Genomic DNA, 14,476 nt, shown 5'->3' on the forward strand with positions numbered 1-14,476 from the left:
GCGGCGGACCGCGGCTTCGGCGTGGCAGCCGGCGCAGCCGAGGACTGCGGCTTCGGCGTCGCGGCCGGCTTCGGGGCCGATGCGGGCGTGGCGCTGGAGGCCGGCTTCGCAGCCGGGGCGGCCGCGGCCGGGCGGGGAGCCGCCGGGGCCGGGGTCTTCGGCGCCTGCGTCGTCTCGGCCGGGGCCGCGGAGGCGTTCTCCTGCGTCCGGGCGGCCATGGCCTTCAGCTGCTCGGGGAACGCATCCCCGACCGAATTCCGCACCGGGGCGGAGTCGGACGCCGCCTTCTGCGCGGCGCGCTCCTTGGCCTCGCGGGCGGCCTGGTCGCGACGCGAACCGCCGCCCTGACGCTCGCGGTGGCTCTCGGCCGAGTTCTTGCGCTGGTCCGCCCGCGCATCGGCCTTGGTGCGCAGCGGGCCGACCACCATCACCATGTTGCGGCCGTCCTGGCGCGGCTGCGATTCGACGGTGCCCAGCTCGGCGACGTCCTCGGCGAACTGCTGCAGCAGCTTGATGCCGAGTTCGGGACGCTGCTGCTCACGGCCGCGGAACTGGATGATGGCCTTGACCTTGTCGCCCTGGCTCAGGAACTTCTTGGCGTGGCCGGTCTTGGTCTCGTAGTCGTGCTTGTCGATCTTCAGGCGGAAGCGGACCTCCTTGAGGACCGTGTTCACCTGGTTCTTGCGCGACTCACGGGCCTTCACCGCGGCCTCGTACTTGTACTTGCCGAAATCCATCAGCTTGCACACCGGAGGCTTGGCCGTGGGGGCCACCTCCACGAGATCCAGGTCCGCCTCGGCGGCGAGCCGGAGGGCGTCCTCGACGCGGACGATGCCGACCTGTTCGCCGTTCGGGCCGACCAGGCGGACTTCCGGAACGCGGATACGCTCGTTGATGCGGGGATCGCTGATGGTGGTACTCCTCTGTGTGAGACGACGGGTGACCCCGCGCCCACCGGAGGGGCCCTCGGAAACGAGGAAGGCCTCCCCTGCGCGGACGCAGACGGAGGCCTCGACACGATCCCGTCGGACGGGACCCTCGGTGCGGGCTGCGCGCCACGACGCGGCGGTCCCGACCGGCGACCCGGCAACTCGGCCCGGGGCGAACCGGACATCCTGCTGACGCGGGTGGGAGAGAGGCCTCCACTTTGCTGCTCCTGGCCCGTGCATGCCCGCCCCGGGGTCACCGGATGACGAGGTCTTGCGCGGACCACGAGTGGTCTATGGGAAGCTTACCACCATGACAGACGAACGTCAGGCCCAGGACGCCACCCCCATGGACGCCCCCGCCGAGATCCGCGACATCCACGAGGTCCCCGCCGTCGAGGTCATCACGACCACCGCCGTGCACCTGATGACCGCCGCCGCCGTCAAGTGCGGCCTGGCCGACTCCCCCGACGCCCGCGAGCTCATCGATCTCGACGAGGCCCGCAAGCTCATCACGGCCCTCGCCGGGCTGGTCACGGCCGCGGCCCCCGAGATCGGCAGCCAGCACGCCGGCCCGCTGCGCGACGGCCTGCGCTCGCTGCAGCTGGCGTTCCGTGAGGCCTCCCCGTTCCCGGACGCCCCGGGCAAGGGCCCCGGCGAGAAGTTCACCGGCCCGGTGAACTGACCACGCCCCCCGATGACGACGACGGCGCGCCCCCGACCGGGGGCGCGCCGTCGTCGTCGGAGCCGGGCTCAGGCGTCCGTCGAGGCCTCCGGGGCGGGGGTGAGATGCCGGGTGACCGGCGTCGTGAAGAGGGTGAGCAGCGCGACGCCGGAGACCGCGAGCAGCGGCCCACCCAGAGCGGCGGCGTCCACGCTGAAGAGCCATGACGACAGGAGCACACCGAAGAGCTGGATCGCGACGACGGCGCCGCGGCTCCACGCCCGACCGCGCAGCAGGGCGACGGCGGTCGCAAGGATCCACAGGGTGAGCAGCGCGTAGATGACGACCAGCATCACGCGGGCGCCGGCCGGGAGCACCCCGTCCGCCGCATGCACCACCGCGTCCACGGCGAGCCAGAGGAGCGCGCCCGCCTCGAGCACGAGCGCCGCGGCGACCACGAGGACGGCCCCCCCGCACCGCGTCCGCCCGGCGCACCGCCGACACCCTCCTCCACGGACCCGCCCACAGCCCCGCGGTCCTGCCCCGCGGTGAGGAGATCGCCCGGCGGGCCCGCACCGAACAGGGGCGCGAGGAGCTGCGCCGCGTCCGCTCGCTCGCCGCCGTGATCGCCGTCGCCTGCGTCGAGGTCGAGACGGGCCGCCGTGCCCTGCGGGACCTCTCCGCCTGGCTCTCGCCCGAGGTCCTGGACAAGTTGACCCGTCGCATGGAGCTGCTGGGCGCCGTCGCGCCGACCGGGCCCGGTCGACGGCCCTCCGCGGCCGTCCCGCCCCGGACGCCCGCGTCCGCACCCCGCCCGGTGGGTGCCCGCGTGTGCGAGGTCGCGCCCGGCCGGGTGGAGGCCAGCGCGACGGTGCTGTGGGAGGGCCGGGCCCGGGCCTTCGCGCTCCGACTCGAGCGGCGGCTCAGCCGGTGGAAGGTGACGTCGGTCGAGATCGGCTGAGCCGGATCGCCCCGTCGGACTGACGATCGAGGGCCCGGAGACCTGGAGGTCTGCGGGCCCTCGTGCTGCGTCGTGGCGGGATGCCGGTCAGCCGCGGCGGCCGCGGCGCTCCGCCTGACGGCGGGAGCGGCGGTTCGTGCCCGCCGCGACCGTGGCGCCGGAGTCCGTGCCGCTGCGGGTGACCGCGCTCTGCCCGTCCTCGGACGGACCGGTGAAACGCAGCTGCGCAGGCTGCTGCGGGGCGTCGATGCCCTCCACCGAGATCTGCGGGGCCATCGTCACGGCGCGGGCATCCTTGACGCCGGGCAGCGACGTCGGCGCGGGGGCCGCACTGATCTGCGCCTGGAACAGCGTGCGCACGGCGTCCTCACGGATGGCGGCGAGCATGTTCTGGAACATCGTGTAGCCCTCGCGCTGGTACTCCACGAGGGGCTCGCGCTGGGCCATCGCGCGCAGCCCGATGCCCTCCTTGAGGTAGTCCATCTCGTAGAGATGCTCCTGCCAGTGGCGCCCGATGGTGGCGAGCACCACGCGACGCTCCGCCTCCCGCAGCGCCTCGGATCCCACCTGCGCCTCCCGGTCCTCGTACGCCAGGAGCGCATCGGAGACGAGTTCGCGCTTCAGGACCTCGGCCGTGAGCCGGCCCCGGCCGCCGACCTCGTCGAGGACGTCCTCCTGCGAGACTCCCACGGGGTAGATCTCTGCCAGGTCCCGCCACAGCTGGTCGAGGTCCCAATCGGTGGCCTGGCCCTCCTCGGTGGCCGCGTCCACGATGTTCCCGACGGCGTCCTCCACGAAGCGGCGCACCCGGTCCTGCAGGTCCTCCCCCTCGAGGATCGAACGGCGGTCCGTGTAGATGGCCTCGCGCTGGCGGTTCAACACGTCGTCGTACTTGAGCACGTTCTTGCGCTGCTCAGCGTTGCGCCCCTCGACCTGCGCCTGCGCATTCTGGATCGCCTTCGAGACGAAGCCGAACTCGAGCGCCATGTCGTCCGGGATCGACGGGCTGTTCATGATCCGCTGGGCCACGCCCGGGTTGAAGTTGCGCATGAGCTCGTCCGTGAGGGAGAGGTAGAACCGGGACTCGCCCGGGTCGCCCTGACGGCCGGAACGACCGCGCAGCTGGTTGTCGATGCGGCGCGAGTCGTGGCGCTCGGTGCCCACCACGTACAGGCCGCCGGCCTCGATGACCGCGCGGTGCGCGTCCTCCACGGCGGCCTCGGCCTCCGCCAGCACCTCGGGCCAGCGGGCCTCGTACGCCTCCGGGTCCTCGGCGGCGTCGAGGCCCAGTTCCTGCATGCGGGCCACCGCCGTGAACTCGGCGTTGCCGCCGAGCATGATGTCGGTGCCGCGGCCGGCCATGTTGGTGGCCACGGTGACGGCGCCCGGGCGGCCCGCCTGCGCCACGATGGCGGCCTCGCGGGCGTGGTTCTTCGCGTTCAGGACCTCGTGGCGGATGCCGCGCTTGGCCAGCAGCGTGGAGAGGTACTCGGACTTCTCCACGGAGGTGGTGCCCACCAGGACCGGCTGGCCCTTCGCGTGCCGCTCGGCGATGTCGTCGACGACGGCGTCGAACTTGACCTTCTCGTTCTTGTACACCACGTCGTTGCGGTCCACACGCTGTGGCTCCCGGTTCGGCGGGATCACGACGACGCCGAGGCCGTAGGTCGACGTGAACTCGGCGGCCTCCGTCTCGGCGGTGCCCGTCATGCCGGCGAGCTTCTCGTAGCCGCGGAAGTAGTTCTGCAGGGTCACCGTGGCCAGCGTCTGGTTCTCGGGCTTGACCTCCACGCCCTCCTTGGCCTCGATGGCCTGGTGGAGCCCCTCGTTGTAGCGGCGTCCCTTGAGCACGCGGCCCGTGTGCTCGTCGACGATCTGCACCTCGCCGTCGAGGACCACGTAGTCCTTGTCCCGCTTGAACAGCTCCTTGGCCTTGACCGCGTTGTTCAGGAACTGGATGAGCGTGGTGTTCTGCGTCTCGTACAGGTTCGTGATGCCGAGGTGGTCCTCGACCTTCTCGATGCCGGGGCCGAGGATGCCGACGGTGCGCTTCTTGTGGTCCACCTCGTAGTCCGTGTTCGCCTCGAGGCGGCGCACCAGCCGGGCGAACTCGCCGTACCACCGGTTGGCCTCGCCCTGGGCGGGGCCGGAGATGATCAGCGGGGTGCGGGCCTCGTCGATGAGGATCGAGTCCACCTCGTCGACGATCGCGTAGTGGTGCTCACGCTGCACGAGCTCGTCGAGGGACCAGGCCATGTTGTCGCGGAGGAAGTCGAAGCCGAACTCGTTGTTCGTGCCGTAGGTGATGTCCGCGGCGTACTGCTCGCGCCGTACGGCCGGGGTCTGGCCCGCCACGATGACGCCCGTCTGCATGCCGAGGAAGCGGAACACGCGGCCCATGAGGTCGGCCTGGTAGGAGGCGAGGAAGTCGTTGACCGTCACCACGTGCACGCCCCTGCCGGACAGCGCGTTGAGGTAGGCCGGAGCGGTGGCCACGAGGGTCTTGCCCTCGCCGGTCTTCATCTCCGCGATGTTGCCCTGGTGCAGCGCGATGCCGCCGAGCAGCTGGACGTCGTAGTGCCGCTGGCCGAGCGTGCGTCCCGCGGCCTCCCGGACCGCGGCGAACGCCTCCGGCAGGAGCAGGTCCAACGACTCGCCGTCCGCATGCCGGGCCCGGAGCGTGTCCGTCTCGGCACGCAGCTCCGCGTCGCTGAGCGCCCGGAAGTCGTCCTCGAGGAGGTTCACGGCGTCCACCGTGGCCTGCATGCGCTTGAGGACGCGGTTGTCCGAGATCTTCAGGACGCGGTCGATGATCGAAGGCACTGGTTCTCTGCTCCCTTGCGGTGTGGCCGGGGCGGGACGGGATGCCCCTCGCGCGCGGCCGTGGCGCGGTCTCCGGGACAGTGTACGGGCCGAGTCCGGACGGGCCGCGGCGCCCGTCCCGGAGGGGAGGGGCGTCGCGGCGTCAGCAGGTCGTGGTCGACGTCGGCGGGGCGGTCAGTCCTCCCGCGTCTGGTATGCCTGCTCCCCCTCGGAGGCGGAGACGTGATCCTGAGGGAGGGACTCGTCCAGGCGGATCACGCCGTAGCTCCAGCCTCGGCGGCGGTAGACGACGGAGGGCACGCCGGTCTCGGCGTTCTGGAAGAGGTAGAAGTCGTGGCCGACCAGCTCCATCGCGTCCACGGCGTCGTCCACGCTCATGGGGGTCGCGGGGAACGCCTTCTGGCGGATGCGCACCGGGGTGCCCGCCTCGGGGGCGTCCTGCGCGGAGGCGTCCTCCGCGGCCAGCGCGGCGCCCGACGGCGGCAGCGGTGGCACGAAGCCGACCTCGCCCGCGCCGCGGGAGGCGCCGAGCTTGCCGCGGCGACGGTCCTTGCGCCGGTCGCGCAGGCGCCGCAGGCGCTCGGTCAGTCGGGCGGCGGCTTTGTCGAAGGCTGCCAGCTCGTCGTCCGCGGCGGCCTCAGCCCGCACGACGTCCCGCGGGCCGCGGACCGTCAGTTCCACGCGGACCGCCTCGTCCGAGTGCTTGTGGTGGGATTCCTTCGTCACGCGGACCTCGAGCGTGTCGGCGCCCTCGGCGAGCCGCTGGAGGCGCTCGGTGCGCTCGACGACGTGGTCGCGGAAGCTCTCCGAGAGGCTGATGTTGCGGGCGATGTAGCTGACATCCATGGTCATGGCGTCCTCCTGGTCCGACTCTCACGGGTCCGGCCTCGGGAGGGGAGGTGCGCCTCGGTGTCGCGTCCGCAGGGCGGCGGCGGGTCCGAGGGGGCGACCTCCTTCCAGCCGTCGGCAGGACGGGAACCGTAGGGGCGATTCCGTGCCGTTCACCCTACCCGGGGGCCTGGCCGGGGGCCAGGCTCGGCGGGGTCCCGCGGCGGGGCCACGGCCGCGAGCACGACGGCCCCGACGGGGTGCCCGCCGGCGCGGCGCACCGCCTCCGCGAGCGCGGCGAGGGTGGCACCGGTGGTGAGGACGTCGTCCACGAGCAGGACGGGCGCGCCGGCCGGCAGCCGCCCGGCGACGACGCGCCAGTCCCGGGCCCGCCGGCGGCGCTGGCCCGCCCCGGCGCCCGCGTGGGACGGGCCGCCGCCCCGGAGCGTGCTGGCGCGGGGCAGCAGGCGAGCACGGACGGCGTCGAAGACCAGCCACGGCGCCGGCAGCGCCCGGGTGAGCTCGGCGAGCGGGTCGTAGCCGCGCCGTCGGAATCCGACCGCGCCGCCCGGGACCGGGACGAGCAGGGCGTGCCGCGCCCCGGGCAGGTCCGGCTCGAGACGCGCCGCGGCGACGGCCCGGCAGAGGGCCTCGCCCAGCACGCCGCGCAGGTGCAGCGCGTGATGGTCCTTGAACGCGAGCACGGCGGCCGCCAGCGGGTCTGCGTAGCGCCCGGCCGCCATCACCGGCAGCGGAGCGCCGCCGGGGCCCAAGGGTAAGGCCGGGGCGTCCTGCTCCGCCCGGAAGGGCCGGGACAGGACGGCGGTCAGTCCCTCCGCGCAGGCCGGGCAGAGCCGGTGACCCGGCGCGGCGCACACCGCGCACTCGGCGGGCAGGACCAGGTCGGCCAGGGCCCGACCGAGGGTGCCGAACACCGACGGCGGGGACGGGGAGGACGGCGGGGAACGCATGCAACGAGTCCACCGCACGCCGCCGCCGTCCGGGCGCCGGGGCGAGCCGCTGTGCGGGCCGGGGCGGCTGTGCAGGAGTGGACGACGGGGCGGCGGGCGCGGGCTCGGCTCAGTCCGGGAACGAGAGGTCGCGCACCCCGCGGTCGAGCTCCTGCGCCCGCCACGAGGAGCCCACCAGCAGGAACACGAGCTCCTCCGTCTCCGCGTAGTAGGCGCCGTCGTCGCCGGCGGAGATCCCCCGCAGGCCGCCCAGTGGGTTGAGCTCCCGGACGGTGCCATCGACCGAGACGATCCGCGGCACCACGCGCTCGTCCGGCTTCTCGGCGTACGCCGAGACGAGCAGGTTCGTGCCTCCGGCCCACTCCACCGAGTCCTCCGACCCGGAGGAGGGCAGCAGGATCGGCTCGGTCAGGGCGTTCGGCACCCCGTCCGAACCGCGCACGACGCCGGACACGCGCAGGGTGGTCCGCTGGCCGTCGTCGACGAGCATCGCGGCCCGGGCCCCGCTCCGGGCCAACCGCAGGTCGACGATCCGCTCGCCGGGGCGCAGCCAGGTGGCCGTCACGATGCGCTCCTGCCCGCCGGGCTGGGCCGGGACGGCGCGGATCCGCGAGGTCGTGCCCCGGTCGGCCGCCCACACCCAGCCCAGGAGGTCCAGCGACGGGACGGTAAGCCCGGTGCCGCGCAGCGCCTCCCGCAGGGAGCCGTCCGTGCCGGCGACGTGGACCGCCGTCCGGTCACGGGTGACGAACGCGAATCGGCTGCGGTCGCCGGACATCGTCGGGCGGACCGGATCGAGCGCGGTGACGTCCGGGGCGCCGCCCACCGGCGTGACGCTGCTCCCCCGCACGTACACGAGTCCGCCCGTCGCCGCGTCGATGCCCACCTGGACCGATCCGACGGCGGGGTCGGTCTGGACCGGGGCGGGGCCGTCGTCTCCCGACGTGGACAGCTGGGCACCGGCGACGGTCACCTCGACCTCCTTGACCGACTGGAGGCCCCTCAGGGTCAGCTTCAGCTGCTCCCGCATGCGGTGCCGCCGCTCGGCGTCGGCCCCCTCGGCGGCCGCCTGGGTGAGGTCGACGTGGGCCACGCCGTCGTCGTCGACGGGCACCGTGGGCGCGGCCAGGTCGGTGCCGGTGCGCAGCGGGAAGGCCGTCTCCACCGCCCCGGCCAGATACGGTGCCGGCCCGCGCAGCAGCGCTCGCGTCACCGCGGTCACGGTGGTGCCCTGATTGACGAACCACCGCACGTCCGGCACGATATAGCGCTTCGCGGTGTCGTAGAAGGCGAGCTCGTGCGGCGCGAACAGCTGTCCGAACTGCGCCTGGGAGAGCAGCGTGCCGTTCTCCGTGGACGTGATCCGCATGCCCTGGGGCCGTTCCTGCACCGTGACCGCCCAGGCCCGTGTGGTCCCCGGCGGCGCGACGGTCCGCAGGCCGTACTCGTCGATCTCCGAGTCGACCTCGACCTGGACCTGATAGTCCCCGTCGCCGTCGCCCCGGGTGATGCGCGGCTCCGCCGAGTACACGAGGGTGCGCTGCCCGGGCGTCCACTGGGTGGCCGCGGGGCCGTCGAGGAACTCGCGCGCCACCGCGTAGTCGTCCTGCGGGCTCGTGCCCGCGAGCAGGAAGCCCCGGATGGCCTCCTCCGCCGTGTCCGACTCGGCGGGTCCCGGCGGATGGAACTGCGGCGCGTCGGCGGCCGCGCCGGCCCCGTCGACCGGGTCGGCACTGCGCACTTCGGAGCTCTGGGGGATCTGGGTGCAGCCGCTGAGGGCGAGCACCAGGGCGACGATCACGCCGACGACGGCGACCCGCGGCGGGCGGGGCGGCTGCGGATCCACGGTGGTCATCGGGCCTCCTCTGCCGCATCCTCGCCGGTCCGGTCCCCGGCGGCCGGCCCGTCGGCGGGATCCCCCGGAGGGACCCTGCGCACCGGCCGGGTCGGTGCGGTCAGGGCCTGCTCGTCCTGGCGCGCGCACGGCGGGGCGTCCGCGGCCGTGGCGGCGACGTCCGCGACCCTGCCGACGGCGTCGGCGTCGGCGTCCGCCTCCTGCGGGACGGGTCGGGACAGGTCATCGGCGTACCGGCGGTCCGCCGTGCTGTAGCGGGGCGGGATGGGCAGCACGGAGCGGCCGATCGGTTCGGGGGCCTCCGCGCCCTGCGCGGCCGGGCGCGGCGCCCGCGGCAGGGTCACCATGAAGGTGGACCCCTCCCCCAGCTCGCCCCACGCCTCGAGCCGGCCGCCGTGCAGCCGGGTGTCCTCGGTGGCGATCGCCAGACCCAGTCCGGACCCGCCGGTGGTGCGCTTGCGTGAGGGGTCGGCCCGCCAGAACCGGTCGAACACGCGCTGCACCTGCTCGGGGCTCATGCCGATGCCGTGGTCCACGACGGCGAACGTGACGGCCCCCTCGTCGGCCGCCACGAGCACGTCCACCGGCCGGCCCTCGGCGTGCTCGATCGCGTTGTTCACCAGGTTGCGCAGGATCCGTTCGATCCGCCGCGGGTCGACCCAGGCGACGTGGCCGTCGGCGCGGTCCCGGTCCATGGGCACCATGTACACGGGCACGCCGATCTGATCGGCCAGCGGCTGAGAGGTGAGCACGACGTCGCGGGCCAGCTCGAGCATGTCCGTGGCCTCGAGGGCTGGGGTGGCGGCGCCGGCGTCGAACCGGGTGATCTCCAGCAGGTCCGCGAGCATGGCCTGGAAGCGGTCCACCTGGTGGTAGAGTAGCTCGGTCGAGCGTCGGTTGACCGCGTCGAAGTCCTCGCGCGAGCCGTACAGCACGTCGGCCGCCATCCGCACGGTCGTCAGCGGCGTGCGCAGCTCATGGGAGACGTCCGAGACGAACCGCTGCTGCATCTGGGACAGCTGGGCGAGCTGGCCGATCTGGTCCTGGATGCTGTCCGCCATCCGGTTGAAGGACATGCCCAGGCGGGCCATCTCGTCCTCACCGTCGACCGGCATCCGCACGGCCAGGTTGCCGCTCGAGAGGGACTCGGCCGCCCGGGCCGCCTGCTGCACGGGCAGGGTCACACGCCGCGAGACCCACCACGAGACCAGCACGTTGATCACCAGGAAGCCGACGCCGAACACCAGCAGCACCCCGAGCACCGAGTCGAGCGAGCTCTGGACGTCCGCGAGGTCGTAGACGAGGTAGAGCCCGTAGGTGGCACCCGGGGGCAGCACCATCTGGGCGCCGAACACGAGGCCGGGCCGGGTGCCACCGCCGGGATCCGGCAGCGCCACGCTCGCGTCGTACACGCCCGGCCCGGAGGCGACCGCGTCCTGCAGCTCCTGGGGGATCACCGCGGGATCGAGCCCGGCGGAGGAGATCGTCCCCACGTACGCGGACTCGGAGTCCGGCAGCGGGGCGAGGTGGTAGCGGCGGCGGATCGTCGTGCCGGAGTCGCCTTCGAGGGCGCGCAGGGTCTGGGTCACCAGCACGTCCGTGCTCTGCGCGTCCGTGGCGGTGGTCTGCGCGAACGTCTCGCGCACCTGGCTCAGGCCACGGCGTGCCTCGGACTGGACCTGCTCGTAGCGGGCCTCGAAGAGGGCCTGGGTGATCTGCTGCGTGAGGAACGCGGCGACCACGAGGCCCGCGAGGATCGAGAGCAGGGCCGCGAGCACCGCCGTGCGCAGCCGCAGGGACCGACGCCACCGGCGGCGCAGCGCACGCCACGCGGGGCCGGGGCCCCACGACCGTGGGCGGGCGGCGGCGGGCTCGACCGGCTCGGCACCGGACTCGGCCGCCGGGGCCGCGCTCACATCCGGGCCGGACACGGTCATGCGCTCAGCCCTGGCCGGCCTTGTACCCGACGCCGCGGACGGTCAGCACGACGCACGGGTTCTCGGGATCCGGCTCGACCTTGGAGCGCAGGCGCTGGACGTGGACGTTCACGAGCCGGGTGTCGGCCTGGTGCCGGTAGCCCCAGACCTCCTCCAGGAGCATCTCGCGAGTGAAGACGTGGCGCGGCCGCCGGGCGAGGGCCACGAGGAGGTCGAACTCCAGCGGGGTGAGGGCGATGCCGACGCCGCCGCGGGTGACCTGGTGGCCCGCCACATCGATCTCGAGGTCCCCGATGTGCAGGACCTCCGCCGGCTTGGCCTCCCCCTCACGCAGGCGCGCCCGGACGCGAGCCACGAGCTCGGCGGGCTTGAACGGCTTGGGCACGTAGTCGTCCGCACCCGACTCGAGGCCGCGCACCACATCCGCCGTGTCCGACTTGGCCGTGAGCATCACGATCGGCACGTCCGACTCGGCTCGGATGAGCTTGCAGACCTCGATGCCGTCGATGCCGGGGAGCATGAGGTCCAGCAGCACCAGATCAGGGCGCTCGCGGTGGAACGCGGGCAGTGCGGAGGTGCCGTCCGCCGCGAACGTCGGCTCGAAGCCGTCGTTGCGCAGGACGATGCCGATCATCTCGGCCAGCGCCTCGTCGTCGTCCACCACCAGGATCTTGGCCTTGCCCATCCTGACCTCCTCGTCAGCGCTCCCCCCGGCGCCGCGGGCGGGACCGGCCCCGGGCACAGGACATTTTCAGGATCAGCCCGATGATACCCGCCGGGCGGGCCCGTCCCCGGCGGACGACGCCGGAGGTCGCCCCGGTCCGTCGGGGCGCCGGCTCAGCCGCGCAGCTCGGCGAGCCGCGCGGCCAGCTCCTCCGCGTCCCGCCGCAGAGTACGGAGCACGGCGGGGTCGTGCGACCCCGCCGCCGTGAGGTCGACGTCGCCCACCCGCCCGGGGTCCACCCCCAGCCGTTCCCACGTGCGGACGACGTCGACCAGACGCACGCCCGGCTCGGGGGCCAGCGTCAGCCCGCGCCCGATGTCGGCCCAGCCGGCCGCCGCCTCCCACGCCTCGCGGGTGCCGGGCGTGCCGTCCGCGCCGTCGTCGAGGGCGCCCACGCCCACCACGAGCGAGACCGGGGCCGGGGCGGGCGCGTCCACGGATGCGTCGGGCCTGGGCAGGGACTCTCCCGTCAGCGTCGCCAGCGCCGCGGGCCCGGGCAGCTCGGCCCCCGGGGAGGCGGCCCGGCGGCCCGGCGCGAGCCACACCCGGGCGACGTCGGGCAGGGCGGTGAGCCCGTCGAGGGCGGCGCGCCACAGCCCGCGGGCCTCCTCGCGCCGCAGCGACCGGACGGTGCGGTACCCGCTCGCGGTGGGCAGGGTCCCGGCGAGGACGGCCGCCGCCCACGGCTCGTCGACGACGACGCCGAGGCGGGCCGCGCCGGTGGCCCTCCGGAGGCGGGGCAGGGCATCCTGCAGCCCCGCGAGATAGGACTCGGCGACGTCGCGGCGCGCGCCGTGGTCGCCGAGGACGCGCTCTCCCCCGGGCAGCCAGAGGCCGGCGAGCAGGCTGAGCGGGCCGCGCACCCGCACGGCCAGACGTTCGACGACGGCGCCCTCGGCCCCCGCGGTGTCCGCCCAGCGGTGCGCGTCCTCGTGCCAGAGGGAGACGGCGCGGCGTCGGTCACGGCCGGAGCCGGCGGCCCCGGGCGGGCTGACCCGCCAGCCGTGCGGCTGCAGGTCGACGGCCAGCTCCTGCAGGAGGGCGGCCGAGCGGCCGGTGGCGTCGGCGCCGGGTCCGCGATCGGGCAGCTCGGGGAGCACCGGCCAGTGGTCCGCGCCGAGTTCGCCGAGCGTGACGAGCTGCGCCTCGGCGACGTCGGTGCCGCGCCACGGCGTGCCGCCGAGGGCGACGGGGCCGGTGGCGCCGTCGTCGTGGGCGGCCTCAGTCATCCGCGTCCCCGGGGCTCTCCCCCGGCTCCGCCTCGGCGTCCGGCCGGCCCTCGGCCGCCAGCGCGCGGTGGTGGCGGATGACCTCGGCGATGATGAAGTTCAGGAACTTCTCGGCGAACGCGGGCTCGAGGTCCGCCTCGAGCGCGAGTCGGTGCAGCCGCGCGATCTGGGCGGCCTCACGTCCGGGGTCCGAGGGCGGCAGGTCGTGCCGGGCCTTCAGCGCGCCGACCCGCTGCGTGAACTTGAACCGCTCGGCCAGCAGGTAGACGAGCGAGGCGTCGATGTTGTCGATGCTGCCGCGGATCGCGAAGAGCTCGTCGAGGACCGCCGGGTCCGCGGTGCCGGGCAGCGAGCTGGCGTGGGGGTCGTAGTCCGGGCTCATGGCCGAAGCCTACGCATCCGCGGGGGCGGACAGCCGGGCATTGCGGGCGGTGTCGATGGTGGCCTGGCCGAGCACGCGGGTGCCCCGGTACAGGACGGCCGTCTGACCGGGGGCCACCCCGCGCAGGGGGCGCGCCGGCTCGATCTCCCACCCCGGGTGCCCCGCCGCGTCCGCGCGCTGGCGGGCGCGGGCCTCGACGATCTCGCCGTGGGCCCGGAACTGCAGCGCGCAGTCGAACCAGGCGCCCGTGCGGGCTTCGGGCACCGGGGCGCCGGCCCAGGACGGGCGGATGCCGGTGATGCGGTCGACGTCGAGCAGCTCGCGCCCGCCGACGACCACGGTGTTCTCCTTCGGCCGCACCTCGAGCACGAACCGGGGCTTGCCGTCGGGCGCGGGACGGCCGATGGCCAGGCCCTTGCGCTGGCCGACCGTGAACGCCTGGGCGCCCGCGTGGGTGCCGAGCTCCTGCCCCTCCGGGTCGACGATGGGGCCGGGGGCGAGGTCGATGCGCTCGGCGAGCCAGCCGCGGGTGTCGCCGTCCGGGATGAAGCAGATGTCGTGGGAGTCCGGCTTCGCCGCCACGGACAGGCCGCGCTCGGCCGCCTCGGCGCGCACGAGCTCCTTGGACGGCGTGTCCGCGAGCGGGAAGAGGCAGTGGGCGAGCTGATCCGCGGTGAGCACGCCGAGCACGTAGGACTGGTCCTTCGCGTCGTCCGCGGCGCGGTGCAGCTCCAGCGAGCCGTCCGGACCGGGCCGCACGGCGGCGTAGTGGCCGGTGCAGACGGCGTCGAAGCCCAGCTCGAGGGCGCGCTCGAGCAGCGCCGCGAACTTGATGCGCTCGTTGCAGCGCATGCACGGGTTGGGCGTGCGGCCGGCCTCGTACTCGGCCACGAAGTCGTCCACGACGTCCTCCGCGAACCGCTCGGAGAAGTCCCACGTGTAGAAGGGGATGCCGAGCCGCTCGCACGCGCGCCACGCGTCCGAGGCGTCCTCGATGGTGCAGCAGCCACGCGAGCCGGTGCGCAGGGTGCCGGGCATGCGGGACAGGGCCAGGTGGACGCCGACGACGTCGTGCCCGGCGTCCACGGCACGCGCCGCGGCGACGGCGGAGTCGACTCCCCCGGACATGGCAGCCAGGACCTTCACGGGCGGACTCCTCTCTCGACGACGGACGGG

At 74.4% G+C, this 14,476-nt stretch carries 13 protein-coding genes; 2 read left to right on the forward strand and 11 right to left on the reverse strand.

Annotated elements, in window-relative coordinates; all coding sequences use genetic code 11:
- A partial coding sequence (gene infC, locus J1M41_RS10020) for a translation initiation factor IF-3 (protein ID WP_233569928.1) occupies positions 1-911 on the reverse strand: 911 nt, incomplete at its 3' end.
- 328 nt (positions 912-1,239) lie between these two features.
- Here infC and J1M41_RS10025 point away from each other — a divergent pair.
- Positions 1,240-1,611 (forward strand): DUF1844 domain-containing protein, encoded by a 372-nt coding sequence (locus tag J1M41_RS10025; RefSeq protein WP_036313345.1) that lies wholly within the window; start codon positions 1,240-1,242, stop codon positions 1,609-1,611.
- Positions 1,612-1,679: 68 nt separating this feature from the next.
- On the opposite strand, the gene J1M41_RS10030 is transcribed toward J1M41_RS10025, so the two are convergent.
- Complete coding sequence (locus J1M41_RS10030) at positions 1,680-2,048, reverse strand: hypothetical protein (RefSeq protein ID WP_241247922.1); 369 nt, start codon at positions 2,046-2,048, stop codon at positions 1,680-1,682.
- Positions 2,049-2,185: 137 nt separating this feature from the next.
- Between J1M41_RS10030 and J1M41_RS10035 the strand changes: the two genes are divergently transcribed.
- The gene (locus J1M41_RS10035) at positions 2,186-2,551 is read left to right on the forward strand and encodes an Rv3235 family protein (protein WP_241247926.1); all 366 of its coding nucleotides are present in this window, start codon (positions 2,186-2,188) and stop codon (positions 2,549-2,551) included.
- A gap of 87 nt (positions 2,552-2,638) precedes the next feature.
- On the opposite strand, the gene secA is transcribed toward J1M41_RS10035, so the two are convergent.
- The 9 genes from secA to mnmA all read right to left on the reverse strand — a co-directional run bounded on the left by secA (position 2,639) and on the right by mnmA (position 14,446).
- The gene (secA, locus tag J1M41_RS10040) at positions 2,639-5,374 is read right to left on the reverse strand and encodes a preprotein translocase subunit SecA (protein WP_122054425.1); all 2,736 of its coding nucleotides are present in this window, start codon (positions 5,372-5,374) and stop codon (positions 2,639-2,641) included.
- A gap of 174 nt (positions 5,375-5,548) precedes the next feature.
- Positions 5,549-6,226 carry a ribosome-associated translation inhibitor RaiA gene (gene raiA / locus J1M41_RS10045; RefSeq protein ID WP_036316002.1) on the reverse strand — a complete coding sequence of 226 codons (678 nt, stop codon included), beginning with the start codon at positions 6,224-6,226 and terminating at the stop codon, positions 5,549-5,551.
- Between the two features lie 149 nt (positions 6,227-6,375).
- Positions 6,376-7,173, reverse strand: a complete 798-nt coding sequence (locus J1M41_RS10050; RefSeq protein ID WP_206451661.1) for a ComF family protein — start codon at positions 7,171-7,173, stop codon at positions 6,376-6,378.
- Positions 7,174-7,282: 109 nt separating this feature from the next.
- Positions 7,283-9,028 (reverse strand): LpqB family beta-propeller domain-containing protein, encoded by a 1,746-nt coding sequence (locus J1M41_RS10055; RefSeq protein WP_206451662.1) that lies wholly within the window; start codon positions 9,026-9,028, stop codon positions 7,283-7,285.
- The gene (gene mtrB, locus J1M41_RS10060; RefSeq protein ID WP_206451663.1) at positions 9,025-10,965 is read right to left on the reverse strand and encodes an MtrAB system histidine kinase MtrB; all 1,941 of its coding nucleotides are present in this window, start codon (positions 10,963-10,965) and stop codon (positions 9,025-9,027) included. Before mtrB ends, J1M41_RS10055 begins: the two co-directional genes overlap by 4 nt.
- A 4-nt stretch (positions 10,966-10,969) precedes the next feature.
- Positions 10,970-11,650, reverse strand: a complete 681-nt coding sequence (gene mtrA / locus J1M41_RS10065) for an MtrAB system response regulator MtrA (RefSeq protein WP_069942056.1) — start codon at positions 11,648-11,650, stop codon at positions 10,970-10,972.
- A 152-nt stretch (positions 11,651-11,802) separates the two neighbouring features.
- Positions 11,803-12,918: a hypothetical protein gene (locus tag J1M41_RS10070; RefSeq protein WP_206451664.1), complete on the reverse strand. Its 1,116-nt coding sequence runs from the start codon at positions 12,916-12,918 to the stop codon at positions 11,803-11,805.
- The gene (locus tag J1M41_RS10075; protein WP_060974202.1) at positions 12,911-13,300 is read right to left on the reverse strand and encodes a chorismate mutase; all 390 of its coding nucleotides are present in this window, start codon (positions 13,298-13,300) and stop codon (positions 12,911-12,913) included. The genes J1M41_RS10070 and J1M41_RS10075 overlap by 8 nt, the downstream gene beginning before the upstream one ends.
- Positions 13,301-13,309: 9 nt before the next feature.
- Positions 13,310-14,446, reverse strand: a complete 1,137-nt coding sequence (mnmA, locus tag J1M41_RS10080) for a tRNA 2-thiouridine(34) synthase MnmA (RefSeq protein WP_036315990.1) — start codon at positions 14,444-14,446, stop codon at positions 13,310-13,312.
- Between the last annotated feature and the right edge of the window lie 30 nt (positions 14,447-14,476).

It is taken from the genome of Micrococcus sp. KRD096, from assembly GCF_017168495.1.
Taxonomy (GTDB): Bacteria; Actinomycetota; Actinomycetes; order Actinomycetales; family Micrococcaceae; genus Micrococcus; species Micrococcus luteus.

Excerpts from the sequence above, each read along its gene's own strand:
- J1M41_RS10070 (WP_206451664.1), bottom strand. The coding sequence starts at position 12,918 with ATGACTGAGGCCGCCCACGACGACGGCGCCACCGGCCCCGTCGCCCTC.
- raiA (WP_036316002.1), bottom strand. The coding sequence starts at position 6,226 with ATGACCATGGATGTCAGCTACATCGCCCGCAACATCAGCCTCTCGGAG.
- mtrB (WP_206451663.1), bottom strand. The coding sequence starts at position 10,965 with ATGACCGTGTCCGGCCCGGATGTGAGCGCGGCCCCGGCGGCCGAGTCC.
- J1M41_RS10075 (WP_060974202.1), bottom strand. The coding sequence starts at position 13,300 with ATGAGCCCGGACTACGACCCCCACGCCAGCTCGCTGCCCGGCACCGCG.
- mtrA (WP_069942056.1), bottom strand. The coding sequence starts at position 11,650 with ATGGGCAAGGCCAAGATCCTGGTGGTGGACGACGACGAGGCGCTGGCC.
- J1M41_RS10050 (WP_206451661.1), bottom strand. The coding sequence starts at position 7,173 with ATGCGTTCCCCGCCGTCCTCCCCGTCCCCGCCGTCGGTGTTCGGCACC.
- J1M41_RS10025 (WP_036313345.1), top strand. The coding sequence starts at position 1,240 with ATGACAGACGAACGTCAGGCCCAGGACGCCACCCCCATGGACGCCCCC.
- J1M41_RS10055 (WP_206451662.1), bottom strand. The coding sequence starts at position 9,028 with ATGACCACCGTGGATCCGCAGCCGCCCCGCCCGCCGCGGGTCGCCGTC.